The organism is Spiroplasma endosymbiont of Melanargia galathea, from assembly GCF_964031075.1.
GTDB classification, from domain to species: domain Bacteria; phylum Bacillota_I; class Bacilli_A; order Mycoplasmatales; family Mycoplasmataceae; genus Spiroplasma_A; species Spiroplasma_A apis.
In genome coordinates, this window is sequence record NZ_OZ035000.1 from 300,440 (window position 1) to 325,789 (window position 25,350).

Sequence of the window (25,350 nt, forward strand, 5' to 3'; positions counted from 1 at the left end):
GTTATAGAATTAATTTGTAAAAGGCAGAGGTAGCTTCTAAATAGAAGTTTGAGAAATACTCTTAGAACCTGATCTAGTTAATACTAGCGTAGGAAGACCTAAACATAAAAAATCTGCTTTTTCGTGAGGATTTTTATGAAGAAATATTTTAAAGATAAACTATTACTTACATCAATTTTATTAACTGTAGTACGTTGTATACTTGTATTATCGCTATCAATCGTTGGAACAATAAAATTATTATCCGTTAATATCTTTGACAGTGACGGAGGCACAAGGGCACCTAATGCTGGTGAAACAATTTTAATATGTTTTATGTTTATAGCAATTTTTATTATGTATTTAATTCTTTCATTATCAAGTCTAATGAAATATATATTACAACCAATAAGAGATAAACAATCATTGTGATTAGCTATTTTTTCTATAAACATTGAACTTGTTATTTTTAACCTTATGCAAATCAAAAAGATCAAAATAATCAAAAAACCAAAAAAATGAAATATATTCGACATTTGTTCAATGGGTGTTCTTTTAGGGGTTTATCTAATTTTGTCTTATGTTAGTGGATTTATACCACCAATGCCATTTTGAATTACTTTATCAATTAAATATATACCTTTATTTTTTGGAACTTTTTTACTAACTTTTACACAATCTGTTACTTTATGTTTGATTGCCGGTATTGTTCCTTTGATTATGCCTGGAACTGCTATTTATACTGCTTATCAATATATATTGGACTATTTTATACCAATTAGTAGCATAGCATTAGCATCATTGTTTGTTCCTACAAACTTAACAAAAAGTAAATTTAAAAATTATATATTCTGAAGTGGTTTTATAACATTACCCATCATAATTATATTTTTATCAAGAGTGCTTGCTGGAGTTGTGTTTTGGTTAAATCCTAATGCAATTGGTTCTGATCCATCATATGCGTTCGAGTGAAAAAACACATTAGTTTACTCATTGATTTATAATTCATTTAATACAATGTTTGATTATGTAATTTATATGATTACTGTTCCAATAATTTGCGAAAACTTAAAGTTCTTGAAAACACGTTTTCAAAACCAAGTTAATAATATGGAAATGGAATAATTGAACAACTCATATTTTATGTATATTAAACTCTTTTGTTTTTTTCCATTAACACTTTATTTTTGATTTAGCAAAATGTAGTTTATTTTTTGCTATAATCAATAAAGCGAGGTAAATATGGCATTAAAATTTAAAAGAGTTTTATTGAAAATCTCGGGCGAGGCTTTAAAAGGGTCTGAAGAAATTTATGATAAGGATAAACTTGGTGATGTTGCCCGACAGGTTATAGAATTAACCAACCAAGGTCTACAAGTAGGAATAGTTATTGGTGGAGGAAATATTTGAAGGGGTAAATTAGCAGGTACCCTTGAGTTGCATAGAATTGAAGCCGACTATATGGGTATGTTAGCTACTATTATGAATGCTTTAGCATTTGAAGCAACCTTAAGAAAAATTGGATTTGATAAAGTTAAAGTTTACTCTTCACTTGAAATCAAAACAGTTACAAATGCTTACAATTATAGAAATGCTAGAGAGAAATTAGACGAAGGCTACGTTGTTATTTTTGCTGGTGGAACAGGGTTCAGTTACTTTACAACTGATACTGGAGCTTGTATTAGAGCAATCGAAATAAAAGCCGATGCTTTACTAATGGCTAAAAATGGTACTAAAGGAGTTTATGATTCTGATCCTAACACTAACAAAGAAGCAGTTTTTTATGACTCATTAAGTCATAGCGATTTAGTAGTAAACAATTTAAAGGTTATGGACTCAACTGCTGCAACTTTATCAAGAGATGGACATCTTGAAATTGTAGTTTTCGATATGAATGGACATGATAATATCATCAAAGTTGCTCATGGAGAATTAGAAGCCACTATTATTAAATAAGGAGATTTAAACATGATAAATAGTTTAATTGATACAACAGAAATGAATATGTTAGAAACTATCGAAAGTTTCAAAAATTATTTAGCAAAAGTTAGAACAGGAAGAGCAAATGCTTTGATGTTAAAAGGTGTTATGGTTGATTTTTATGGAACTATGACTCCAATTGAACAAACATCACAAATTTCAACACCAGAACCACAACAAATAGTTGTTAAACCATATGATAGAAGTCAAATTGGTAACATTATTAGTGGAATAAATAAGGCTGACCTTGGACTAAATCCAATGTCAGAAGCTGATTTAATTAGAATTAAAATTCCACCTTTAACTGAGGATGTTAGAAAAGATTTAGTAAAAAAAGTTTTTAAAGAATTAGAAACTTTCAAAATACGAGTTAGAAATGAACGTCGAGATGCTAATGATAAGATAAAAAAAGATTCTTCTGTTCCTGAAGATGTAAAAAAGGATTCAGAAAATAGCATTCAAAAGTTAACTGATAAATATATAGGACTTTTAGATGACTTGGCAAAAGAAAAAGAAAAAGACTTGATGACAATATAAAATACAAAAAATAAGTATTTAACATACATTATTTTTTGTATTTTTCTTTTAAGGAGGATGTATGAATTGTTCGGTTTGTAAAATAATAATAACGTCAGAAGATAAATTTCTTGTAGATAATATAGAGGGTGAAATTGCTAATTATCACACTCAATGTTATATCGAAAAATTTGGTGATATCAAGCAGATTGAAATGTTAGAGTATAAAAAAAATATAAAAAAAGATAAATTAAATAGGTTTTCTGCGTTCAATGTATTATTTTTGTTTATGTTGGTTATGTTTATTATTGGAATGGCAGCATATATAATTTATTCTTTAGTGAGGTAGTACAATGGAAGTTTGTTTTTATTGCAAAGAAATAATTCAAGAAAACTCTGCTTTTATAACTGATTTATTTGGTGAAAACGATTGTTTTAAAAAATATCACGTAGATTGCCACCAAGAAAGAACTAATATTTATAAATATAATGAAAAACTAAACAAAGTAGAAGTTAAAAATGTAACAAAAAAAGCCAAGTTAGTAAATATAATCTACATCTCTTTGGCAATTATCTTTTTTATCGAAATAATATCAATTGTAATAATTTTAGTTTTAAAGCATTCCTAAGATTCTAATTCTAAAAGCTTTTGTTTACATTCTTCACCAGCCCTATAAGCGTATTCCTCATTTTCATAAGGTATAACACGGTGGCAAGGAATCAATAATAATATTGGGTTTTTTTGTACAGCTCTAGTAACAGCTCTAATTGAATCCAATCTTTTTAATTTTCCAGCTAATTGTTTGCAAAAAATTGTCGAACCTGGAAGAATTGTCATTAATTCTTTTCATACTTCTTTTTGGAATTCGGTACCGACTACATATAAATCATCAAAGTCTAGATCCAAGATTTCTTTATTAAAGAAACTATTAAGCAAATTTGAATGTTTGTTGTCTAAAATTTCATTAGTTTCAACTATGTCAAACTCATCAGTTTTAAATCAATTTAGTAGATCTTCATTTTCAAAACCGATATATGCAATTTTTTCTTCTATTAATCCAACTTTAAGTTTAAAGTTATCATATTGATAATTGTATACTCGTATTTCTTTCATTGTTTACCCTCTTTTACTATATGTATATTTTATCGCACTTAAAGGTAAAAACGAAATTTTAAAATTAAAATCATTTTACATTTAATATACATTAATATATACTAAAAACAAGGGGTGTAATATGGGCTTTAAAATAGGGGCGTTAGTAGTCTATAATAATCAAAATTGAGTTATTTTAGATATACAAACAAAACAAATATCAAATGGAGAGATAAGTTTTCTGAAAATCAAAAATATATTAACACAAGAGGTTTTAAATATTGATTCAAGATATGTTAGAGAATTTGAAATAAAACAGAAAACACAAAGGGAAAATATCGGGGACGTAAATATACATAATCAAAGTTTGAGTGATACCGCCTACATTAAATCATTATTTGATGAAGTTGGTGAGGTAAATACAAACGATTTTTTTGATTTTGACGAACATTCTAGTTTGGAAACTAATAATCAGAAAGCATCAAATTTCGATAGATATATACCCAAAAAAGACATAACCTTTTCTGAAATAACTGATTCTAGTGAAACTACTCGTTTAATTGAAAATTTTCAAACACCTAACTCTCAAAAACACTTTACTCCAAGAAGAAGTTTTAATACATATGAATATTTGAATAATACGCCAGTAAATGAAACATTAACTGATATGAAAAATAGTGGTATTTGAGAAGAGAAAATGGCTTCACATAACTCAAATTATTTTTCTAACCCAGGTCAAAACATCCATGTTCCAAGAAGAACTTTGAATAATTCAAATACACAAGAAACTTTCCATAATAATGTAGAAAATAATCGTGAACTAGAACGGGCACGTGAAAACTTGTTCAACTCAGGTGATCATAATTTAAAAGAACAAGTTTCATTAGAAAATATATCAAATGAACTTCTAAATAAAAATCTAGACAAATCACAAAATATGTATGACAATGTGAAAAGCGAAAACATAGTTGACATGAAATCAAGTGAGCAAAACTTAAGTCAACAGAAGCAAAATTTCATAGTAAGAGAACAACAAAATAATAATCATTCAGATAAGACTGCCAATATTAATGAAAATTACAGAGAAAAACGAATGGCTGATAGTAATTTCATAAATAAAATGAAGGAAAATAACTATGAGACAAAATTTGAAGAAAAATTAACAGTTAATAATACCTCAACTTCTGACAACACCGTAATAAAAAGTTTGAATAAGAAAGCTAATTTATACAAAGAAAAACATTTTGAAGCACTTGAAACTGGACCACTTAATACAAAAAAACTTCTAGATAATTTTAATAAACAAAAAAATATAAAAGATGCTTTGGACGAGAAGTTTATTCAAGATAGTAACGAAAAGAGTAATACTTTATTTTGAAATAACTCAAACTTTGATAAAACGGAGTTAAATAACTCTAAAATATACAGAAAATTTAAAAATATGTCCGGATGATTAATTACAGTGTTTGTTATATTCTTGATAACGCCGATAGTTGGTTTATTTATGAAAGTTGCTAACTTCTATATTAATTCACCAGAGCACACTATTTCGTTTGAAATATTGAAGCAAATTTTTCTTTTTCAATCAAACTATGATGATGGTAATCTTGTATATTTTATAGCAGATGTACTTATAATTATTGCTACTCCAGCTCTATTTTTAGTCTTTATTACTTTTTCTCTAATTTATTGAGTTTCAGTTGGTAATAAGCAATATAAGAAATTAGCATTCTATAACTTTCAGTTACAATCTAAGATTGAAGTAATTGATTCTATCCAAGAGTTCAATAATGAATCGAGTTTATACTTAATTAAAGTTCATAATGATATGAAAAAAATTAAAAAAGAAATTAAGAACTTGAAAGCAGAAAAAAAATTAACAAAACACGTTAATAACATAGAAAAACCGTATAATATGACACATTAAACAAAATAAATTTCCCCTAAAACTTTAATAATCTGTAGCAAAATTAAAAGAAAGGCAGAATCAAATAATGAAAAGTTACAGTATTTTGGAAATAAAATTAGACTCAAGAATGATTACGGAGATAAAAGTAAGATATAGTTTTTTAGATCAACAAAAATGCTTTGATTATACATTTAAATCTTTAACACAAGATTCAAAGAGACCAATTGAAATAACAATTTTAGAATTAAGAGAAACTATTGATACTGACCATAATTTTATTCTTTCTAATGTAGAAAAGATTTTCCAAAATTATCAAGGAACAAATATTTGAATTATTTTTCAGCAAAGAATAGTTAAATAAAAGGTTATTCATTATTGAATAACCTTTTTATTTTTTTTAGAAAGTTGAATTTTTTTATAATATAAAAATCCACTAGATATTAATATTAATAAACCAATTGGTAAATATATCAATATGCCATAATATTCTGAGACAAATGCTCTAATAGTTGATGCAATACCCAAGAAGATAGCTAAGTATAATGCTGGCAAGTATAAGTTTATCTTTTTAAGATTAATAAATAGAATAACTAATGTAGATATGATAATTGATGATATTAAAAACCCAAATATAAATCATTTTGCTGATGGAGCAAATTTCCTTAAGAATATCTCTGTTGAGTTGAATGTGATTTTATTATTTATTAAGATAATGATTCATATTAAAAATATTAAGTTAATTGCTACTATAATACTAGCGCTAATTGTTACTAGCAATTTGCAAATAGTTTCGCTTTTATTTAAGTTAATTTCGTTTGATTTTCGTTCTTTTTCCATATGTGTACCTCTTTTTCGTTTTAATATTGTTCTAACTAAATGCTAATGTTTTAATTTTGAAAGTATTTACCATATTAAACGTTAATTTAGCTAGTTATCTAGTAAAAGATAGTTATTCTTTAATTTTAAAACAATAATACATATATAACAATATAAAACTTACTCATTAAAATAGAAAATTTGTAATAAAATAATAGTTGATTAAGTATCGAGGTATGAAATGAAATATTGAGACATTACAGTTTTAACACCAATCATCATTAGCATTTGCTTTACAATTGTAATACTTATGTTACGAAAAGAGAAGTTATCAAAAAATGCTTTACTTTTTTGCTTGGAAGTGGCAATATTTTGATTATGTTCAAGTTTATTAGGCTACGAGTTAGTGTACCTTAAAGACTCATTGGCGAGAAGTTTAGAAAACAGAACATATCTAATAATTTTGTTGATAATATCTTTAATATTTATCATAATACTTAAACCATTTGCTACATTCATTACAGGTATAATAAAAAGTAGAAAATTATGAATGTATTTATCTTATGCTAGTGTTATCTTATTAACACTTCTGATGAATTTTCTAAAAGTTAGCAATATATACGTCTTCATTCTATATTCAATTTTATATGCTTTTATTCTTTCTACATCCACAATACATTACTTGTTTTTAAATGAACAATATTTTTATCGTATAAACACACTACCGGTTACTTGAGTCATTTATACAATTATTGGTTTTTCTGGTTTGTTAGGTACATTTATAGGGCAACTTCAAACAATAGTGTTATCTTCTGAAAATTTTACTTATACCAATTTATTTGTTCTACTTTTTATACCTATATGTTTATATTTAAGTTTTACGCAAAAGGAGAATAAAAATTTAGCTAGTTCTTTTGATGAAAGTATTCGATCACAATTACCCAGAAAGAATAATTGAAATTTTCTCACTATTTATATAATTACATTTTTAGTTTCTTGTGCAGGTACTTTAAGTATGTCCTTAACAACAAAAATGTTTATTGCCTTCCAAGGCATTTATAATGGTTACTCAAATGACCTTGTAGAAACACTATTAAGATTATATGACTTCAATTTCATTATTCCTTCAGTGCTGATTTCTTATCTTATCTTTAAATTTGCAACTCCACATTTCAATCAGAAGTATCTATTATTTACAAGTTTTTTTACATTATTCTTATTGTACGTAGTGTTAGCCTTCAATAAAAATCCTTTCACATTTATGATTTTAAATATCCTAATAGGGGTATGCTACACACAAATAATTTTCTCTTTATTTAGCTTTTGTATGTTTTGGAATTATCGTGCACCAAAAAATCCTGTAACAGGCTTTTTTGGATCGGCTTTATTTGGTGGTATGTATTTGAATCAAGTTATTGAAGAAACCTTATTAAATTCTAAGGTAGGTGTGTTTAAGTATTTTAAATCAGTAGATGAAATTTTAAAAACCAAGCAACTATTAACAAACGATAGTATAATCTACGAGAGTTTCATTGATTCTATCACTGTTATTATGACTCTCTCTTCGCTGTTAGTTCTGCTTGCTATGTTTATATTCTATTTTACTCATAAGTATATTTTTGCAGACTACATTAACCCAAGGTTAGCAGTGCAAAATTTAAAAATAATTCTTAAAAAAAGAGTTATTGAAAAAACCAAAACTCAAATAAAAGTCGATGAGTTAGATAATAATGAAATGTAGGTTTAAATATGTATACAATAAAGAATGAATACTTAGATATTACTTTTAAAGCCGATAGTTGCAATTTTGAAATAACTAGTTTGAAGTTCAAAAATAATGAGGTTTGCTATCAACAGAATTCGTCTTGAAAAAAAACATGACCCTTGCTATTTCCAAATTGTGGAGCTATTAACGGTTATATTAAATATAATGGCGTTAAATATCCTTTACCAAGACACGGTTTTATGAAAAATATAAATAATTGGACAATAAAAAGCATTTATAACGACTGCGCAGTATTATCGTTTTCATCTAATTGTCAATTCTCAAAAATTTATCCTTTTGAGTTTGAACTAGATTTAATTTTGAAAGTCGCTAAAAATGTTTTTTCCATCGATTTCGTTGTAACAAATGTTGAGGATGTTGATATGTATTATTCATTCGGACATCATCCAGCATTTAAAGTTGATGATTCTTCAAAAATAGTTTTAGAATCAGAAGAAACCTTCTTTGATTCATTCACTCCAGAAGGACTTTACTTAGAATATGAACAAAATAAAAAAAAGTGAAAGGAAATTATTATCAAGGATGTTGATTTTTCTGAATCAAAGTCTTATTTTTGTGACACCCTAAGATCAGGTTATTTACTATATAAAAATGATTCATTTGAATTTAAACTACCCCTGAATGATTATTCAACATTGGGTCTTTGAAGAGATAATAATGATAGTGGATTTATTTGTATAGAACCGTGGTGTGGTATGCCTGACAAGAGTGGAAATAGTGATCATAATTTAAAAAATAAGTACAAGATCTTAAAATTAAATCCTAAAGAGTCAAAAAAAATATCATTTCAAATGATATTCAATACTAATTAGTCCATACTATTCTGATTTTTGCTCTTTCATTCTTCATAATAATCCAATATTAACATTTTTAATTCGGGAACAAGTTTTTCTTGGGAAACGGTTTTAAATATTTTACCTTTTTTAAATATGATTCCTCCGTTTTTCCCTCCAGCTATTCCAATATCTGCGTGCGAAGCCTCACCTGGACCATTAACAACGCAACCTAAAATAGCAATTTTTAATGGAAAATGTAAATTTTCAACAAATGATTCTATCTCCGCTACTACTTCTCGTAACTGAAATTCTAATCTTCCACAGGTTGGACAAGCTATAACTTCAACCATATTATCGAATAAACCAATCGAATTCAGCAATCTTTTTGCTACTTTTATTTCCATAACAGGGTCTTCGCTTAAACTTATTCTAATGGTATTTCCAATACCTCTGAATAATAGGTAACCGATTCCAAAACTAGATTTAATGGCCCCATTCAATAGACTACCTGCTTCTGTAATTCCTATATGGACTGGATAATTTCATATTTCTGAAGCAAGACTGTATGCTTCAATTGCCATTAATGGGTCTGTAGCTTTTAAAGAATAAATTATGTCATAAAATTCATACTTTTCTAAAATCTCTATATGTTCTCTAAGTGCCTCAACCATGCATTTGGGAGTTCATCCGTATTTTTCAACTAATTTTTTTGGTAAACTTCCTGAGTTTACTCCAATCCTAATAGGTATGTTCTTTTCTTTACATTTTTGTACAACTGCAATTGTGTTTTCCTCGATACCAATATTTCCAGGGTTAATTCTAATTTTTGCACATCCAGAATCAGCAGCTATCAATGCAAACTTATAATTAAAATGAATATCTGCAACTATTGGTATTGGTGATTTTTCGACTATTTCTTGAAGAGCATTTGCATCATCAATCCCAAGCACAGCAACTCTAGCAATTTGACAACCTTCTTTGTATAAGTTATTTATTTCTTCAAGCGTTGCATCCACATCGTGAGTTTTTGAGGTAGTCATTGATTGAATTACAACTTTATTATTACCACCAATTTGAATTTTCCCAACATAGACGGGCCTAGTTTCAGTTCTTTTATACATTATTAACCCCCTACAAATTATATTTTAGTTTTAACATTATCTTTAATTGCAATCTTGCTTTTAAAGTTTCATATTAATTATACACATATTAATTAAATACAAATTTTAGTTATTTTAATTTATATAGTTCAAAAAACCTTAACTACAAGGATTTTTTAGTATAATTAAAGTTATAGGAGTTGAAATAAGTGGCAGAAAGAATTACATTGCGGGACATAGTTGCAATTAATGATGCTCTAATTCATAAAAGCTATGAATCTCGTAATGAGTTTTTGACATATGTTGATGTAATAGGTGAATATTTAGATGAAACATTTTTCAAACAAGATGCCATAATTGAGAGACTAGTACATTATTGTGAAAAAAGTGCACGTTATTTAAATATACAAATCACTAAAAACGAAAATATAAAATTAACCATAAAACATATTGCGGACTACATAAAAATTTGTAAAAAAGCATTAGAAAAAGCATTATATAGTGATCGAGATATATTCGATTTCAAAATCTTTGTCGAAATTAAAAGTATTGTTCGCTACTTCCTAGAAAAAACCTATGAATACAGTTCATTGTCTGATTATAAGACTTTGTTTGGCATAAATACAGTTGAGTTTCACCAACAAAACGAGACATTCAAATATTTGTATACTGTTTTTGATAAATTTACATATATTGCTAGGCACCTAAATGATAAATATTACAAAAATATAAAAAGTGATTATAATGAAAATGGTTTGAAATTTTTTGTAGATTTCCCAAAGGATATCGGATTTCTAACTAATAGTTTAATCGATCATAAAAAATTAACTATTTGTATCGAAACAATAACTATATCAAAAGCTTGACATTATATTAGAAGGTTAAGAAATGTATTGGAACATGATTTCGCAGACCCTAGTTTTAAGTACAATATTTCTTTTTCGATAGACTTATTATTTATAATTGTCGGTAGAATAATGATAGCGCTGAATAAATACTTAAAGCCCGAAAGACAACTAATTGAGACTTTGGAAAACCTTAAAGAAAAAGGCGAAACAGTTAAGGAATAAATATGGAACGATGACAATCTTTAAATTTAAATAATTTCAATGGACCCTTAGATCTATTACTTCATATGATCAAGGAAAAACAATTGAATATTATGGATATCAATTTATTGGAATTATCAAATCAATATATAAAATACATTCAAAAGTGTGAAGAGCTAGATATTGAAGTTGCAAGCGAATACCTTGTGATGGCTGCATATCTTATTGAACTGAAGTCGAAATTATTAATCCCAAAGGAAGTTGTTGAGGTTGATTCAGATTATGAAGAAAATCAAAGACAAGAATTATTATCACGCTTAATGGAATATCATAAGATCAAAGAAGTAACAAACTTTTTCAAAGAACAACAAGAGGATTCTTTAAAGGTATATAGTAAACCAAAATCTGTTTTCAAGATAACTAAAATTGATGATGATAATTTACCATTAGCCCCGAATAATATTGATATCGATAAGTTTGCAAAAATATTTTTAAAAGCTATTGAAAAAAAACAATCAACTGTAATGGAAACTAACACATTGACAAACGTAGATGTGTCTCCAGAAGAAATTGCTGTTGAAATAAGAAATTTTCTAGAAAAAAATAGAATAAAAAAAATAAAACTAAGTGATTTGATAGAAGAGAAACATTTTACTTTAAGAATGCTAGTTGCTACATTTCTAGCTGTTTTAGATTTAGCGTCTAAAAAAATTATTTATATTTATCAAGAAGTTGATGATGTGATAATTGATTATTTAGTTAGTGAAAGGGAATAATACCTATGGAGTTTAATAAAAAATTAGCAATTACAGAGGGACTTCTTTTTGTTAATGGAGATGATGGTGTTTCAATAGATGATTTGAAGTTTATTTTAAACACAGAAGAAGACTCTATAATCGAAAAAATACTTGACGCTTTAAAAGATAAATATAGAGGGGACGAAGCCGGTGGTTTAGATATTCAAAAGTTTGCAAGAAATAAATTCAGGATGATAACCAAAAAAGAAAATGCCGAGCATTATGCTAAGTTATCTAATATTAAAACAGAAGCGAAGTTATCAACTGCAAGCATCGAAACTTTGTCTATTATTGCCTACAAAGGCCCAATATCAAAAGCTAAAGTCGAGGACATTAGAGGCGTTAATTGCGAGACAATATTTTATAAATTGAAGTTAAGAAACTTAATTGAAGAAGCGGGTAAATCATCAGACTTAGGGAAACCAATGTTGTATAAAGTTACTGATGATTTCTTAAAGTACTTTAATTTAAATAGCCTTGATGATTTACCAAAGTTAAAAGAAACAATAGAAGAAGAAAAAGATATTTTCAAAAGAGATTAGTTATATGGAACGTTTACAAAAAATTATAGCAACAAGAGGTTATTGTTCAAGAAGACAAGCCGAAACTTTAATCACAAGCGGTAAAGTTAAAGTTAATGGGATCGTAGTTACAGAACTTGGTTCGAAATTTAATTGTGATGTAGAGATTAAAATTAATAATAAAAAACTAGAAATTGTTAAAGAAAAAGTTTATTATTTATTTAATAAACCAAGATTGGTTGTTACTACTATGTATGACCCTAAAGAAAGAAAAACTGTTGCTGACTTTTTTAAAGATAGCAAAATTAGGGTATATCCAGTAGGTAGGTTGGATTATGATGTTAGTGGTGCATTAATAATGACAAACGATGGAGAATTTGCTAACTTTGTTATGCATCCAAAGTATGAATTTAGAAAAACATATCAAGCGCTTTGTGATGGTAAAGTAACTAAACAACAAATTAAAAACTTATTAAACGGTGTTATCATTGATGAAGATTATAAAACAAAAGCAATACATGCTGCATTACTGAAATATGATGATCAATATAATGAGTCAATAGTTGAAATAACTATAGCCGAAGGTAGAAAACATCATATTAAAAAAATGTTAATAGCTGCTGATATAAATTTGAAAAAGTTAAAAAGAACGCAAATAGAGTTTTTAACAATCAATGATATTGAAGTTGGTAAGTTTAGAAGTTTAAAACCACACGAAATTAAACAATTCTACGGTATTTATAATTCAATATCTAAAAAAAATAATAAGGAGTAATTTATGAGAATAGCATTATTTGGAACTGTAGGAGCTGGCAAATCAACAATTTCTGAGTTAATTTCAAAGCAACTTGGTTATGAAATATTTCCTGAACCAATTGATAATAACCCTTATTTTGATGATTATTACAAAGACATGAAAGCAAATGTTTTTAAAATGCAAATCTATATGTTAACAGCAAGAAGTCGACAATTATTAGAAGCAAAATCATTAAAAAATGTAATTTTTGATAGAACAATTCTTGAAGATCCAATTTTTGTTACAGTTAATCATGATTTAAAAACCATGAACGATATTGATTACAAAACTTACACCGATTTTTACGAACAAGTTATAATACCAAGTCTTGGATATAAATCAGAGTTTGATTTAGTTATTTATTTGAAGTTATCAACAGATAAGGCTATCGAAAGAATTAAAGATAGAGGAAGAATTCAAGAACTAGAAACACCTTATGAGTATTGGGAGTTACTAAATAAAAGGTACGATGACTTTTTTGAAAGAAGAAAACATATGTTCAATTTCTTAGTTGTCAATGCTGAAAGTGACGATTTAGAAGAAAAAATGGAAATTATTATGAATAAAATATACGAAATTGAACCCAATTTGGTAAAATAAATTAGTTTAAATTATGTGAAAGGAATATTTATGGGAAGAGCTCACGAAGTAAGAAAACAAAGTATGGAAAAAACAGCAGCTATGAAATCTGCTATTTATGGAAGGGCTTCTAAAGAAATTTATATGGCTGCAAAAAATGGTAGCTCTGATCCTGAGGCAAACTTGGCATTAAGAAGTGCAATTGATAAAGCAAAATCAAAACAAGTTCCTACAGATGTAATTAATAGGGCTATAAAAAAAGCAGAGGGTGGCGATGCTGAAAATTACGTTTCTAATCGTTATGAAGGGTATGGACCCGGAAATTCAATGATAATTGTTGATTCTTTAACTAGTAATGTTAATAGAGCAATAGCAGAAATAAGGGATGCATTTAATAAAAACGGGGGAAAGATTGCCAACTCAGGTTCGGTTTCTCATTCCTTCCAACCTACTAGTTTGTTTGCGTTTGAAGAAAAGTCCGTTGAAGAAGTTCTAGAATTATTAATGGACACAGATGCAGAAGTTAATGATGTTATTGAAGAAGATGGATTAACAATGGTATATGCATCATTTCAATCTTTTAATGCAGTTAAAACAGCTTTAGATAAAGCGGGTTTAAAGAATTATAAATTGGCAGAAACTACTATGTTGGCTGATGATTTCATTAAAATTAATGATGAAGAAACAAAATTACAGTTTAATAAGCTTATAAATAAATTAAATGAACTTGAAGATGTACAAGAAGTTTATCACAACGTTGAAATTTAAGTAAATATATCATAAAAACCACCATTAAGGTGGTTTTTATAATTAGGTAAGTTTATGAAATTTGTTTTCAATTTATCAGGTTAATCTAAAATTAAGAAACACTTATATATTGATATACTATCTAAAAGGAGATAAGTAATGAAAAAAGTTTTAATATTAATAAGCAGTAACTTTTTATTTTTAATCGGTACAGTCCAAACATTAAGTTGTAGTATTCAAATAAAAAACGATGATCAAAATTTAAAGGACCTTAGAACAATAAATACTAGTTTAGGAGAATTTGAAGGTTATGAGGAACTTCCTTCATTACCATTATTAATTGCTAGAGTAAATAAGGTTAATACCGGCTTAGATTTGAATTCAAGTGATATATCGTTGGTTGATGAAACTCTAACTGTTTTTAATGCTAGAATAAAAGGTAATGGAAAAAATGTGATTGGAGAATGCTTGTTAACATTTAAATACATCCATAAAAAAGGGAACTTAACAGATTTAATAACTAAAACTAATTTAGGAAACATAAAAGATAATACAAATATACCTAGTGATAGCATTTTATTAAATAAAATTAATGATATTAATAATACTAAGTTTACCTTTGATGATATTTCTATATCAGAGGTGAATGAATCAAGTGCAAGGATAAGTGCAAACCCTCAGTCAACTAAGTATGAAGGAGAAGTTTCTATCAGTTATAATTACAAAAAAGTGGAAAGTATTGAAGTCAATAATTTAATAAAGAAGACTTATTTAGGTAAAATTTACTCACGAAAGAGTGTTTTTACAAGTGAAGAGATACTTGAAGCTGCATCATTTCACAATGATAATTTTGGAAACTCCATCTCAGATGCTTTAACAGTTACAAACATAACCTCAACATCAGCTATCATTAAATCAAATAGTGATTATTCTACATTCCGAGGAGAAGTATTGGTTGAATATGAAGGTAAAGAGAAGGTATCATTAACAAACTCAATCAAAAATAAAGAGTTTGGTTTAATAAAAGGAGCCAAAAACTATAATGAGCAGGTTACAATTGATGTTGACGCTTTTTTAAAACAACTTATGATAGAAAATCCTCATATTAACACCGAATATATACAAGGTATAAGTAGCGAACCTTATTATAATCCAAATAAAAAGAAATATTTTGTGTCTTTAAGTGTGATGAATAATCATCCAGTAATCCCGTATATACATAATACTGGATGTGATATATATTTTGAAATTGATAATGATAAAACTGTATTCAATAAAAAAGATTTGAAGGATGAAATCAAAATGGTAAACATCGGAGAAATCGATGGATATACTGATAGTTTTAATAGGGATGCTAATGTTGTTTTCGAGAAAATAAATAAATTGAATAATATATCTTTGGATTATCAATTTATGTACTATTTATTAAGTTGGGTCGGAAATAACAAAGTAAAAATGATAGCAAAAAATGATAATCCTACATATAAAGGTGAAGTTGAAATAACATACAATTATAACAAGCTAGATAAATTAGGAAACCTTGAAGAAATCATAAAAGATAGAAATTTAGGTGAAATATTAACCTATCCTTCTTCAGGTTACAAAGTTTATCGACCAACAATCAAAGTCTTGTTAAATGCAAAGTATCCTAAAGCTAACTTAATATTAGGTTATGACATAAATATTATTGATATTACAGATACTAACTTCAAAGTGGAAATCTTAGATACTGGAAAATACTTTGGTTCAAGTTTCTTGATGAGCTTTTATAAAATAAAAAAAGATACTTAGGATTTGATGGTATTTATAATTACTTTAATAGGACTAAGATTTAACAAATATCATTAAAGTGACATTGCCAAAACATTTTCTAAAAAAAATATACTTTTCAATCTTATCTATTAAGATTTTTTTTATATTCCTTTAACTTATTAAAAAAATACTTGGTTTTTTCTTTGTTATAATAGTAATTGATTAGGAGAGTTTAAATGAATAAAGATGTTGTTTTATTGCGTACTGTTGAGTTAGCAGCAATTGCTTCTTATAAATATATTGGTTTGAAAGATAAAAATAAGATTGATCAAGCAGCTGTCGAAGCTTTTGAAGTAATGCTTAAGAATGAGCAGGGTTTCAAATTAAAAATAGTTAATGGTGAAGGAGAGTTGGATGAAGCACCAATGTTGTTTGTGGGCCAAATATTAGGTAGTCCAAGCAGTTATGATGCACCAATATTTGATGCATCAGTCGACCCAATTGAGGGTACCAATCCCGCTGCTTATAACTTTGCAGGTAGTATTTCCACAATTGCAATTTCCAGGGAAAATACAATGTTACAACTTCCAGAAATGTATATGGAAAAAGTATTTGTTAGCAATGAGTTCAATGAAATATTAGATTTAAATTCAGGAATAATAGAAATAATTAAACAAATGCAACTAAAGGTCAATAGAAAAGACATTAAATGTATTGTTTTAGATAAACCAAGACACCAAAAGATCATTAAAGAGTTAAATGATCTTGGTGTAATTATTAGACTAATAAAAGATGGTGATGTTTTAGCTGCTATTGATGTTGTGAATGGTGAAGCTGATATAGTTTATGGTATTGGAGGTGCTCCTGAAGGATGCTTGATGGCATCTTTGGCAATTGCTTCTGGTTGTAAGATGCAATGCCGTTTAGTTTCTTATGGAGATATTTGACCAAATGAAGAAGAGACTAAAAATAGAATATTAAAAGAATCAGCATGGTTATCAAAACATAATATCGATTTCACAACTATATTGTCAGATATAGATTTAGTAGCGGATAATAGAACAAGGTTTTTTGCCTCCGGTTTAACAGCTGGTGGAACTTTAAAACCAATAAACTATAAGGGTGGGAAGTTTTTTGTGAATGCTTTCATGGCTAGTCATGGTATTGTAAGGAATATAAAATCGGTTTATGATGTGAAAAAAGTTAATACTTTAAAGCCGGAAATTAAATATTTATTTGATAAGTATAAGCGTTAGAAAAAAAGGAGCAATAAAATTAATGGAAAATATACATAAAATATTATTGATAGGTGTTTTATTAACACTTTTGACCTTGTTTTCTTTGAAACTGTACAATACTTTAGTTTATTCCAGAATTAAAGTAAGAGAAATAAACTCGGCAGATATAAATATATCTACTACAAAAATTGAAGAACTCATAAAGAACTTTCAGAAGTATTTAAAGTGTCCGGATTTGACTATCGAATATGGAGTAGTAGATAACTATTCAAGAATTTTCAACATGTTAAACAAAAAAAAGAAAAAAATCACGATACCTAGATGGGTGATGCCTAGTGTTGGATACGAAATTGATTATCTACTAGCAAGTATTTGGTATAATACAAAACGTTATCAAAACGATAAAGAGTTGAAAAAATTTAATTTGTTTTGGTCGGTAATACCTAAACTAGCTTATTTTATTTACTCATTAACAACAGCTATCTCTATGATACTTTTCATAATGTATTTCTTTTTCTCAGAAGATAGAATAATGATTGAAGGAATATTTATGTGATTAATAAGGATTCCAATTTTCCAAGCACTTTCATTTTTAACTTTTTTTATAATAATTTCTTGTTTATACTTTTCTACAAAAGGTAAAAACTGATTAGAAACAAAATATGAAAGAGAAATTGTTTCATTTGTTGATAGCGAGTGTGTTGGTTATAAAACTGATATTATAGCAGCGAGAGTGTATTCACTTGAGTTTAACAAACTCAATTTTGAAATTTTTAGATTAAATCAAAAAACAGAAAACACAAAATTCTTAGGACCCTTTGTTTGCATTTAGTGACTAAATACATTTTAAATTTTAAAAGTAATTTTTAATACCGTGTAAATCAAAGTGTTAAACCTTTAAAGGTGTATAATTTTTTTCATAAGAAGCCTATGGTTTCTTATAAGAAAGGAACGTTTTATGAAAAAATCTTGAATAGCAATGTGTGCAAGTTTTGGTGTACTGACAATCATCTCAATCTTATTTTTTGCATTAAAGGATAGCTCAATTTTTCTATATGATTATTTAAAAGGAAGTAAGTTCCCATCAAATCAAATGCAAATTTGAGCAATCTTGGTAATGGCAGTATCAATACTAGGATTGATTGTTAGTGGAGTGATTTTATTTTTAAACTTTAAAGATAATGATTCATTAAACAAATATGCAAACTATGCTCATATTTTTGTTGCGGTATTAGTTTTATTCTCTGCTATTATGATCTTAGTATCAGGAATAACTGTTAAACCTGTGTCAACTATGTCAACAGCTATATTTGCTCTTGTGGTGGTTTTCTCTGCTGCAGTAGTTGGAACAACAGCATGAGTCGCAAAAGATGAATTTACCGCTTAAAAATGGTAAATAATAAAACAATTTAAATAATGTTTCAAACCTCAATTACTGAGGTTTTTTATTAGTCTTATTTAATAATTTGGTCTTGTAAAACAAAACCAAAAAAACATTAAATTACCTTCATTACTAAAATAACAAGAGTGTATAATTTATTTATAAGTAAATTTATGTTTATTTAATAGGAGGAAAAATTTTATGAAAAAATCATGAATAGCAATGCTTGCAAGCTTTTCTTGTCTACTGATTACTACTGTAGTATTTTATGCAGCAAAGGACCAGTATGGAGACCCATTTTACTCATTCTTAGATGATCAAAAAGGAAGTTTCCTAGAAAAAAATATGATAATTTGAACATTATTATTACTTTCGCTTTCAGCAATAGGACTTTTTGTCAGTCTTATAATTATCATCATGAACGCTAATGGAAATAATAGTTTCAATAAAATAGCAAATTATGCCCATCTTTTAGTAGGAGTTGTTATATTTATTGACCTAATTATGATATTGATAGTAGGTATTGGTTTGAAGTCATCTGATAAAGAAGTTATTTTATTTTTAACATTTATTTCATTGTTCTCAATAGCGGTTGTGGGTACAACAGCGTGAGTAGCTAAGGATGAATTCACAGAGGTTTAAATCCTCTATTAATAAGTGTTTGTTCTTAATGTAATAAATATCTTTCAAATATTTAAACATTTAATTAAGCAAATTTATTTAAATAATATTAAAAGTGAGTATGGTTCTCATTTTTTTTGTGAAAAATCAATAATTATTTTTAAATTATTTAATATTTTGTGAATTTCTAATTTTTGAAAGTATAATTAGGTCGTAAGTTAAATGAAGTCTCTTTACATTTATCAACATATAATTAGATTGGAAAGGAACCTTAAATTAGTAAAATAATTTAAGGTTTTTTGTGAAGTAAACAGATTTTGTTTCTATACGAAAAGGGGGATTGAAATATGAAAAAACTATTAACAAGTCTTATGGCAACTACAGTATTGGTATCAAGTGCGTCTTCTGCCATTTCTTGTGGAAAAAAATATAAGGGTTGAATGGATGTTTACTTGGTAACCGATGCAGGTAAAATCAATGATAAATCTTTTAATGAGAGTGGTTATAACGCAGGTAATGAAATAATGAACTTACTTGGTATTAATGATAATTTAGATAAAAAATATGATGGTATAGGATATAGTGAACCAAAAGATGAACAAGAATTTGATAACCGTTATAAAATAGCAAAATCAGCTGGAGCGAAAACCTTGATATTGCCGGGTTATAAGCATGGTGGTGAACGCCTTAAAAAAGCTTCTGAATTGATAGATGATGTAGTTATTATAGATAATAGTAATGAAAACCATAATAACGTAACTGGTTTATTGTTTAGAGCAGATATTTCAGCGTTTTACTCAGGGTTTGCATCAATAATTTACTCATTGGCAACCGAAAATTATAATAAAGATGGTAATGGTAAGTTAGTGTTGGCTACATTTGGTGGTAGCCCTAATGGTTTTGCAGTTGATAACTTTATGCATGGTTTCTTGGCTTCAATAAATTTTTATAATGAATTTAAAAAAGATGAAGAAAATAAAAAATATATAGAAGAAATGATTAAAGCAATAAATCCTAACTTGAAAGACGGAAGTCTTGAAAAATTATTGAATGTAGAAGTATCGAGAGCAAATTCTCAAAATGAAGGTATTGCAATTGATCAATCTAATTATTTTTCTGGTAGTTTTTTAGCAGGATCTGGACAAAGTATATCTGATAAATTGGTAAACACTGATAAGGCAAATGTTGTTTTACCAGTTGCTGGTCCACAAACAGGGGATTTACTAAATGTTATTAAGAAACGTAAAGCTAGCACAAAAGTTATAGGTGTAGATACTGATCAAATTAAAGTATACCCACAGTTTAATGATCAGTTCATAACATCAGCTGAAAAAGATATTGTGTCTTCAACAGTATTAGCAATCTCACACCTAGAAAAATACAATAAAAATGAGAATTTCTTCAACAAGGTTTTAGAAAAGTATAAAGATATTGGAGTGACAGAAGAAAAAGACGGAAAATTTGTTGATGTTAATCTAGCTGATAAAAAAACTTGATCTGGAACTACAAAATGACTTGGTGGTAAAATTTCATATGATAATGGTAATAAAGTAAATAAAAATTTATATGACCTTATTATGAAATTATTTAAAAATGGAGAAAAAGTAATAGGCTCATCTAAATATTATTTCTCAGAACTTGCTAACAAAGGTATAGATGTTACTTTAAGCGCTGATAAAATTAAAGGTTATGCAAGTAAAATACTAGAAGAACTTAAAAAATAAATATTAAAAACATTATATAAATATTAGTAATAAAAAATAAACAACAAAAAACTTTGGATTATTTCCAAAGTTTTTTGATTATTTAAGCTTGACCTAAACCTTTAGATTTCCACTCTGCTAATATTTCCTCTTTTCCTCCATCTTTAAGATATCTGTCTTTATATTCTAAAAATCTTTCTTTACATTCTTCGATTTCATTAATTGCGTGATCAAGGTCTCCTCATCCTTCGATTCGCACTTCTTTTTTTTGTAAAGCTTTATATTGTAAGAAAAAGTTTTCAATCTCATTTTTTAAATGTTGTGGAACGTCTTCTAATTTTTGGTAGCTTTCAAATCTTGGGTCATCATTAAAAACGCCAAAAAGTTTAGTGTCAATTTCACCAGCATCTATCATTTTTATTGTACCTAAGATTCTTACTTTCACCTTCACACCAGGCATTGTTGGGTAAGTTACTAAACTTATAACATCTAAAGGATCTCCATCTCAATCTAGAGTGTCATCTATAAAACCATATTCACCTGGGTAAAAATTAGCCCCATATAAAACTCTATCAAGACTTATGCTTTTTGTTTTCAAATCATACTCATATTTATTAGAACTTCCTTTTGGAATTTCTACTATCATTTCAATAACATTATTTTTCATAATTTATTTCTCCTTATACAAATAAATTTTATAGTAAAATTACTATGTTAATTGCGAAATTATTGAAAAAGGGGAATTATGAAAAACTTTAAAAGTTTACCAACAGACAAAGAAAATATAATTTTAAAAGAGAATAATTTTAAAAGAGATAGGTGGAAAAGTTATTTTCGACTTAATACTCAAAGAATAACAATTATGGCAATGTTACTGGCTTTTAATCTTTTTTTGTCATGGCTTAGTGTTATTTTGTTTAGTTTGATACCGATTTATAATTTTTTAAGAATTGAAATAAGTTTTTTCTCATTCCTTATCTGTTGAAAACTTATAAATGGTTTTTATGCAATGTTACTTGTGTTTCCTGCCACTTGAATGAGATTTATCGGTATTGACCCATTAGCTGAACCAATAGGAGTATTGGCTATGAATTTAAGCGATAGTTTCTCTTTGGGTATGTTTATTCTCTTTGCATGAATTTTCAGAACTAAAGTTGTACTAAAAGTTAAGTATGGAGTTTATATAAAACTATTGATTGTATCTTTAATTGTAATTAGTCTAACTAGTTTATGAAATACTTTTTTAAATTTCTCTTTTTTACTTAAATTATATGGAGCTGAGGGTTTGAAAACTTTACCTTTTGCATTAATTTTGATTGGTTTTAATTATTTAAAATTTACTTTAAACTATGGAATATTTATATCAATTTATAAAACAATTGATAAAATTGCACCACGAGATTTTTAATTAAAACTCATTAATTAAGGGTTTTTTGGTACAATCTATTGGTAGTTAAAAATTATTTAATTATATTGAAAAGAGGAAGAAATATGGCAGGAAAAAAACCGATTTTTGTATCAATGGACTTAGGTACAGCATCAACATTGGTATATATAAGTGGGCAAGGTATTGTGTATAATGAACCATCAATAGTTGCTTACAAAATTAAAGAAAATAAAATTGTGGCTGTTGGAGACGAAGCTTATAAACTAATTGGTAAAGGTAATAAAAATTTAAGAATTGTTAGACCAATGGTTGATGGTGTTATCACCGATATAAGAGCAACGCAAGCACAATTAAAATACATCTTCTCAAGATTGAGATTGGATAAGATTTTAAAAGGTTCTGTTATGTTGCTAGCATGTCCATCAGTTATTACTGATTTAGAAAAAAGTGCTCTAATAAAAATAGCAACTTCTTTTGGAGCTCAAACAGTATTTGTAGAAGAAGAAGTTAAAATGGCAGCTCTTGGTGGTGGTATTAATATTGAAGCACCAATGGGTCAATTAGTAGTAGATATGGGTGGAGGAACAACTGACGTAGCTGTAATCGCTTCTGGAGATATAGTTATCTCTAAATCTATCAAGGTTGCTGGAAACGTTTTAAACGAAGAAATCTTGAAGTTCATAAGATCACAATATGGTATGGAAGTTGGAATAAAATCAGCAGAAACTGTGAAAATTAAAATGGGTTCTTTGGCAAAGTATCCAGATGAAAAAACTATGAAAGTTTATGGTCGTGATATAGTTTCTGGTTTACCTAGAGAAATCGAAATCAAACCCGAAGAAATTAGAGAAGTTTTAAAAATACCTTTATCAAAAGTTATCGACTTGATTGTTAGAGTTCTTGAAGAAACACCTGCAGAACTAGCTGGTGACATATTCAGAAATGGTATGACACTTTGTGGAGGAACAGCATTGATTAAAGGGATAGATAAATACTTTGGTGACACATTACAATTGCCTGCAAAAATAGGACAATCTCCTTTATTGGCAGTTATCAACGGAACCAAAAGACATGAAAGTTACATTTATGAACAATTAAAAAAGCATAATCAAAATTCTAATTCAAAATAGATAATAAAAGAATTTTAAAAACTAACTTGATGTTTGCATCAAGTTTTTTATTTTTCTTCCTAATTAATTTAAATTAAGTTTTTTAGTTACCTTTAAATTAATCTTTTAGATCAATTCTCAAGCTTTCTAAGTTCAATTTTGACATCAAATATTAGCTTGCCGATAATTGAAAATAACTTAAAAAAGAATCCAATAAAACACGATTGTAATAAAAATTTACACCACGACTATCTATATAAAAATTAGTCACTGATAATATGCTTTTTTATGTATACAAGGTTGAAATTATTTCCATACATAACCTATTTAACGGAATTATTTTTTATTAATGTTATAATTTACTTGGAAGTTATTGATTTGTTCATTTCTTCGCTGGAGGTAAATATGATGAATAGTAAAAAACACATTTTTGTGGGAATGGATTTAGGAACAACTTTTACACTGGTTTATATTAGTAACCAAGGTATTGTTTATAATGAACCTTCAATCGTTGCCTATAAAATTAAAGAGAACAAAATTGTAGCAGTTGGTGAAGAAGCTTATAAGATGATTGGAAAAGGTAACAAGAATCTAAGAATAGTTAGACCTATGGTTGATGGCGTAATTACAGATATAAAAGCTACACAGGCACAGTTAAAATTTATTTTCTCAAGATTAAGATTAGAAAAAATTTTAAAAGAGTGCGTTATGCTTTTAGCTTGTCCATCAATAGTAACCACTTTGGAACGAAATGCACTTAAGAAAATAGGTCAAAGCTTTGGTGCGAAATATGTATTTATCGAAGAAGAAGTAAAAATGGCAGCCATCGGTGGTGGTGTAAATATTAATGCTCCAACCGGCAGACTAATAGTTGATAGTGGTGGAGGTACAACAGATATTGCAGTAATGTGTTCTGGTGATATTGTATTATCAAAATCTATCAAAGTTGCTGGTAACTACCTAAATGACGAAGTTTGTAAGTTTGTGCGTTCACAATATGGTTTGGATATTGGAGCTAAAACATCAGAAAGTATTAAAATTAACATTGGTTCATTAGCTAAATATCCTGATGAAAGAAGAATGAATGTTTATGGAAGAGATGTTGTCTCTGGACTTCCAAGAACAGTAGAACTCAACCCAGAAGAAATTAGAGAAGTATTAAAAGTAAGTGTGGCTAAAATCTTGGATTTAATCGTACAAGTTCTTGAAGAAACTCCACCTGAATTGGCTGGTGATATATTTAAAAATGGTATAACCTTATGTGGCGGTACTTCTTTAATTAAGGGTATTGACAAGTATTTTGCAGACACTCTTCAACTTCCTACTAAAATATGTGAAGCACCTTTATTAGCTGTAATAAATGGTACTAAAAAGTTTGAATCTGAAATATGAGAGATGTTAAAAAAACATAAAAAAGAGTTATATTATTAAAAAAATCTAGACATTGTCTAGATTTTTTTTATCCAATTTTTACAGCACCAGTAGGACATACCATTTGGGCCTCTACCAGTTCAAGATCATTATCTTTTGCTTCGGCTAAACCATCTTCATCCATAAAGAGAGTTTCTGTTTCATCAATTTCAATACAAGCCATACAACCAATACATAAAGGTTTGTCAATTCAAGTTTTTTTCATAAAAAGTTCTCCTTAACCTAACATTATCATAACAAAATTTTAAAAAGTGGCATAATTAATTTATAATATATAAGTTGAT

The 25,350-nt window shown here is 27.7% G+C and carries 29 protein-coding genes and 1 riboswitch; of the genes, 24 read left to right on the top strand and 5 right to left on the bottom strand.

The window, feature by feature from the left end; genetic code table 4:
- Positions 1-15 precede the first annotated feature (15 nt).
- Positions 16-112, top strand: a riboswitch (TPP riboswitch).
- 23 nt (positions 113-135) lie between these two features.
- The 5 genes from AAHM92_RS01380 to AAHM92_RS01400 all read left to right on the top strand — a co-directional run bounded on the left by AAHM92_RS01380 (position 136) and on the right by AAHM92_RS01400 (position 3,104).
- Complete coding sequence (locus AAHM92_RS01380; protein ID WP_500222734.1) at positions 136-1,104, top strand: energy-coupled thiamine transporter ThiT; 969 nt, start codon at positions 136-138, stop codon at positions 1,102-1,104.
- 117 nt (positions 1,105-1,221) lie between these two features.
- Positions 1,222-1,935 (top strand): UMP kinase, encoded by a 714-nt coding sequence (gene pyrH, locus AAHM92_RS01385; RefSeq protein ID WP_023789053.1) that lies wholly within the window; start codon positions 1,222-1,224, stop codon positions 1,933-1,935.
- A gap of 12 nt (positions 1,936-1,947) precedes the next feature.
- A complete protein-coding gene (frr, locus tag AAHM92_RS01390) occupies positions 1,948-2,496 on the top strand; it encodes a ribosome recycling factor (protein WP_023789054.1) in 549 nt (182 codons plus the stop codon).
- A 61-nt stretch (positions 2,497-2,557) separates the two neighbouring features.
- Positions 2,558-2,824 (top strand): hypothetical protein, encoded by a 267-nt coding sequence (locus AAHM92_RS01395; protein ID WP_500222737.1) that lies wholly within the window; start codon positions 2,558-2,560, stop codon positions 2,822-2,824.
- Between the two features lie 4 nt (positions 2,825-2,828).
- Positions 2,829-3,104: a hypothetical protein gene (locus AAHM92_RS01400; protein ID WP_500222738.1), complete on the top strand. Its 276-nt coding sequence runs from the start codon at positions 2,829-2,831 to the stop codon at positions 3,102-3,104.
- On the opposite strand, the gene AAHM92_RS01405 is transcribed toward AAHM92_RS01400, so the two are convergent.
- Positions 3,101-3,589, bottom strand: a complete 489-nt coding sequence (locus AAHM92_RS01405; RefSeq protein ID WP_500222740.1) for a methylated-DNA--[protein]-cysteine S-methyltransferase — start codon at positions 3,587-3,589, stop codon at positions 3,101-3,103. The two genes, AAHM92_RS01400 and AAHM92_RS01405, sit on opposite strands and share 4 nt — an antisense overlap.
- 121 nt (positions 3,590-3,710) lie before the next feature.
- Between AAHM92_RS01405 and AAHM92_RS01410 the strand changes: the two genes are divergently transcribed.
- Together AAHM92_RS01410 and AAHM92_RS01415 are read left to right on the top strand one after the other, a co-directional pair.
- Positions 3,711-5,495, top strand: coding sequence for a hypothetical protein (locus tag AAHM92_RS01410; protein WP_500222742.1), 1,785 nt, complete (start codon positions 3,711-3,713; stop codon positions 5,493-5,495).
- Positions 5,496-5,562: 67 nt separating this feature from the next.
- Positions 5,563-5,838 (top strand): hypothetical protein, encoded by a 276-nt coding sequence (locus tag AAHM92_RS01415; protein WP_500222743.1) that lies wholly within the window; start codon positions 5,563-5,565, stop codon positions 5,836-5,838.
- An 11-nt stretch (positions 5,839-5,849) separates the two neighbouring features.
- On the opposite strand, the gene AAHM92_RS01420 is transcribed toward AAHM92_RS01415, so the two are convergent.
- Entirely contained in the window at positions 5,850-6,314 is a 465-nt protein-coding gene (locus tag AAHM92_RS01420; protein WP_500222745.1) for a hypothetical protein, read from the bottom strand.
- A gap of 220 nt (positions 6,315-6,534) precedes the next feature.
- Here AAHM92_RS01420 and AAHM92_RS01425 point away from each other — a divergent pair, with 220 nt between their 5' ends.
- A complete protein-coding gene (locus tag AAHM92_RS01425) occupies positions 6,535-8,034 on the top strand; it encodes an MFS cation transporter (RefSeq protein WP_500222747.1) in 1,500 nt (499 codons plus the stop codon).
- Between the two features lie 8 nt (positions 8,035-8,042).
- Positions 8,043-8,891, top strand: coding sequence for an aldose epimerase family protein (locus tag AAHM92_RS01430; protein WP_500222749.1), 849 nt, complete (start codon positions 8,043-8,045; stop codon positions 8,889-8,891).
- Here the strand turns inward: AAHM92_RS01430 and ispG are convergent.
- A complete protein-coding gene (gene ispG / locus AAHM92_RS01435; protein ID WP_500222750.1) occupies positions 8,888-9,976 on the bottom strand; it encodes a flavodoxin-dependent (E)-4-hydroxy-3-methylbut-2-enyl-diphosphate synthase in 1,089 nt (362 codons plus the stop codon). The genes AAHM92_RS01430 and ispG overlap by 4 nt on opposite strands.
- Before the next feature lie 188 nt (positions 9,977-10,164).
- Here ispG and AAHM92_RS01440 point away from each other — a divergent pair, with 188 nt between their 5' ends.
- The 12 genes from AAHM92_RS01440 to AAHM92_RS01495 all read left to right on the top strand — a co-directional run bounded on the left by AAHM92_RS01440 (position 10,165) and on the right by AAHM92_RS01495 (position 21,160).
- Positions 10,165-11,025 (top strand): hypothetical protein, encoded by an 861-nt coding sequence (locus AAHM92_RS01440; protein ID WP_500222751.1) that lies wholly within the window; start codon positions 10,165-10,167, stop codon positions 11,023-11,025.
- A gap of 2 nt (positions 11,026-11,027) precedes the next feature.
- A complete protein-coding gene (locus AAHM92_RS01445) occupies positions 11,028-11,780 on the top strand; it encodes a segregation/condensation protein A (protein WP_500222753.1) in 753 nt (250 codons plus the stop codon).
- Between the two features lie 5 nt (positions 11,781-11,785).
- Entirely contained in the window at positions 11,786-12,343 is a 558-nt protein-coding gene (gene scpB / locus AAHM92_RS01450; protein WP_500222755.1) for an SMC-Scp complex subunit ScpB, read from the top strand.
- Positions 12,344-12,347: 4 nt separating this feature from the next.
- Positions 12,348-13,097 carry a pseudouridine synthase gene (locus AAHM92_RS01455; RefSeq protein ID WP_500222756.1) on the top strand — a complete coding sequence of 250 codons (750 nt, stop codon included), beginning with the start codon at positions 12,348-12,350 and terminating at the stop codon, positions 13,095-13,097.
- A 3-nt stretch (positions 13,098-13,100) separates the two neighbouring features.
- On the top strand, positions 13,101-13,718 hold the full coding sequence (locus AAHM92_RS01460; RefSeq protein ID WP_500222758.1) for a deoxynucleoside kinase: 618 nt from the start codon (positions 13,101-13,103) through the stop codon (positions 13,716-13,718).
- Positions 13,719-13,748: 30 nt separating this feature from the next.
- The gene (locus tag AAHM92_RS01465) at positions 13,749-14,465 is read left to right on the top strand and encodes a YebC/PmpR family DNA-binding transcriptional regulator (protein WP_500223107.1); all 717 of its coding nucleotides are present in this window, start codon (positions 13,749-13,751) and stop codon (positions 14,463-14,465) included.
- A gap of 138 nt (positions 14,466-14,603) precedes the next feature.
- On the top strand, positions 14,604-16,235 hold the full coding sequence (locus AAHM92_RS01470; RefSeq protein WP_500222760.1) for a hypothetical protein: 1,632 nt from the start codon (positions 14,604-14,606) through the stop codon (positions 16,233-16,235).
- Between the two features lie 197 nt (positions 16,236-16,432).
- The gene (locus tag AAHM92_RS01475; RefSeq protein ID WP_500222762.1) at positions 16,433-17,452 is read left to right on the top strand and encodes a fructose-bisphosphatase class II family protein; all 1,020 of its coding nucleotides are present in this window, start codon (positions 16,433-16,435) and stop codon (positions 17,450-17,452) included.
- A 22-nt stretch (positions 17,453-17,474) separates the two neighbouring features.
- Positions 17,475-18,266, top strand: coding sequence for a hypothetical protein (locus AAHM92_RS01480; RefSeq protein WP_500222764.1), 792 nt, complete (start codon positions 17,475-17,477; stop codon positions 18,264-18,266).
- Between the two features lie 126 nt (positions 18,267-18,392).
- Entirely contained in the window at positions 18,393-18,821 is a 429-nt protein-coding gene (locus AAHM92_RS01485) for a hypothetical protein (RefSeq protein WP_500222766.1), read from the top strand.
- 195 nt (positions 18,822-19,016) lie between these two features.
- Positions 19,017-19,457, top strand: a complete 441-nt coding sequence (locus AAHM92_RS01490; RefSeq protein ID WP_500222768.1) for a hypothetical protein — start codon at positions 19,017-19,019, stop codon at positions 19,455-19,457.
- Positions 19,458-19,783: 326 nt separating this feature from the next.
- Complete coding sequence (locus tag AAHM92_RS01495) at positions 19,784-21,160, top strand: BMP family ABC transporter substrate-binding protein (protein WP_500222770.1); 1,377 nt, start codon at positions 19,784-19,786, stop codon at positions 21,158-21,160.
- 82 nt (positions 21,161-21,242) lie between these two features.
- On the opposite strand, the gene AAHM92_RS01500 is transcribed toward AAHM92_RS01495, so the two are convergent.
- Positions 21,243-21,806 (bottom strand): inorganic diphosphatase, encoded by a 564-nt coding sequence (locus AAHM92_RS01500; RefSeq protein ID WP_500222771.1) that lies wholly within the window; start codon positions 21,804-21,806, stop codon positions 21,243-21,245.
- 78 nt (positions 21,807-21,884) lie between these two features.
- On the opposite strand from AAHM92_RS01500, the gene AAHM92_RS01505 reads away from it, so the two are divergent.
- The 3 genes from AAHM92_RS01505 to AAHM92_RS01515 all read left to right on the top strand — a co-directional run bounded on the left by AAHM92_RS01505 (position 21,885) and on the right by AAHM92_RS01515 (position 25,066).
- Complete coding sequence (locus tag AAHM92_RS01505; protein ID WP_500222773.1) at positions 21,885-22,547, top strand: hypothetical protein; 663 nt, start codon at positions 21,885-21,887, stop codon at positions 22,545-22,547.
- An 83-nt stretch (positions 22,548-22,630) separates the two neighbouring features.
- A complete protein-coding gene (locus tag AAHM92_RS01510) occupies positions 22,631-23,656 on the top strand; it encodes a rod shape-determining protein (RefSeq protein WP_500222775.1) in 1,026 nt (341 codons plus the stop codon).
- Positions 23,657-24,043: 387 nt separating this feature from the next.
- On the top strand, positions 24,044-25,066 hold the full coding sequence (locus AAHM92_RS01515) for a rod shape-determining protein (protein WP_500223109.1): 1,023 nt from the start codon (positions 24,044-24,046) through the stop codon (positions 25,064-25,066).
- Between the two features lie 28 nt (positions 25,067-25,094).
- Here the strand turns inward: AAHM92_RS01515 and AAHM92_RS01520 are convergent, their stop codons facing one another.
- Complete coding sequence (locus AAHM92_RS01520; RefSeq protein ID WP_500222777.1) at positions 25,095-25,271, bottom strand: ferredoxin; 177 nt, start codon at positions 25,269-25,271, stop codon at positions 25,095-25,097.
- Between the last annotated feature and the right edge of the window lie 79 nt (positions 25,272-25,350).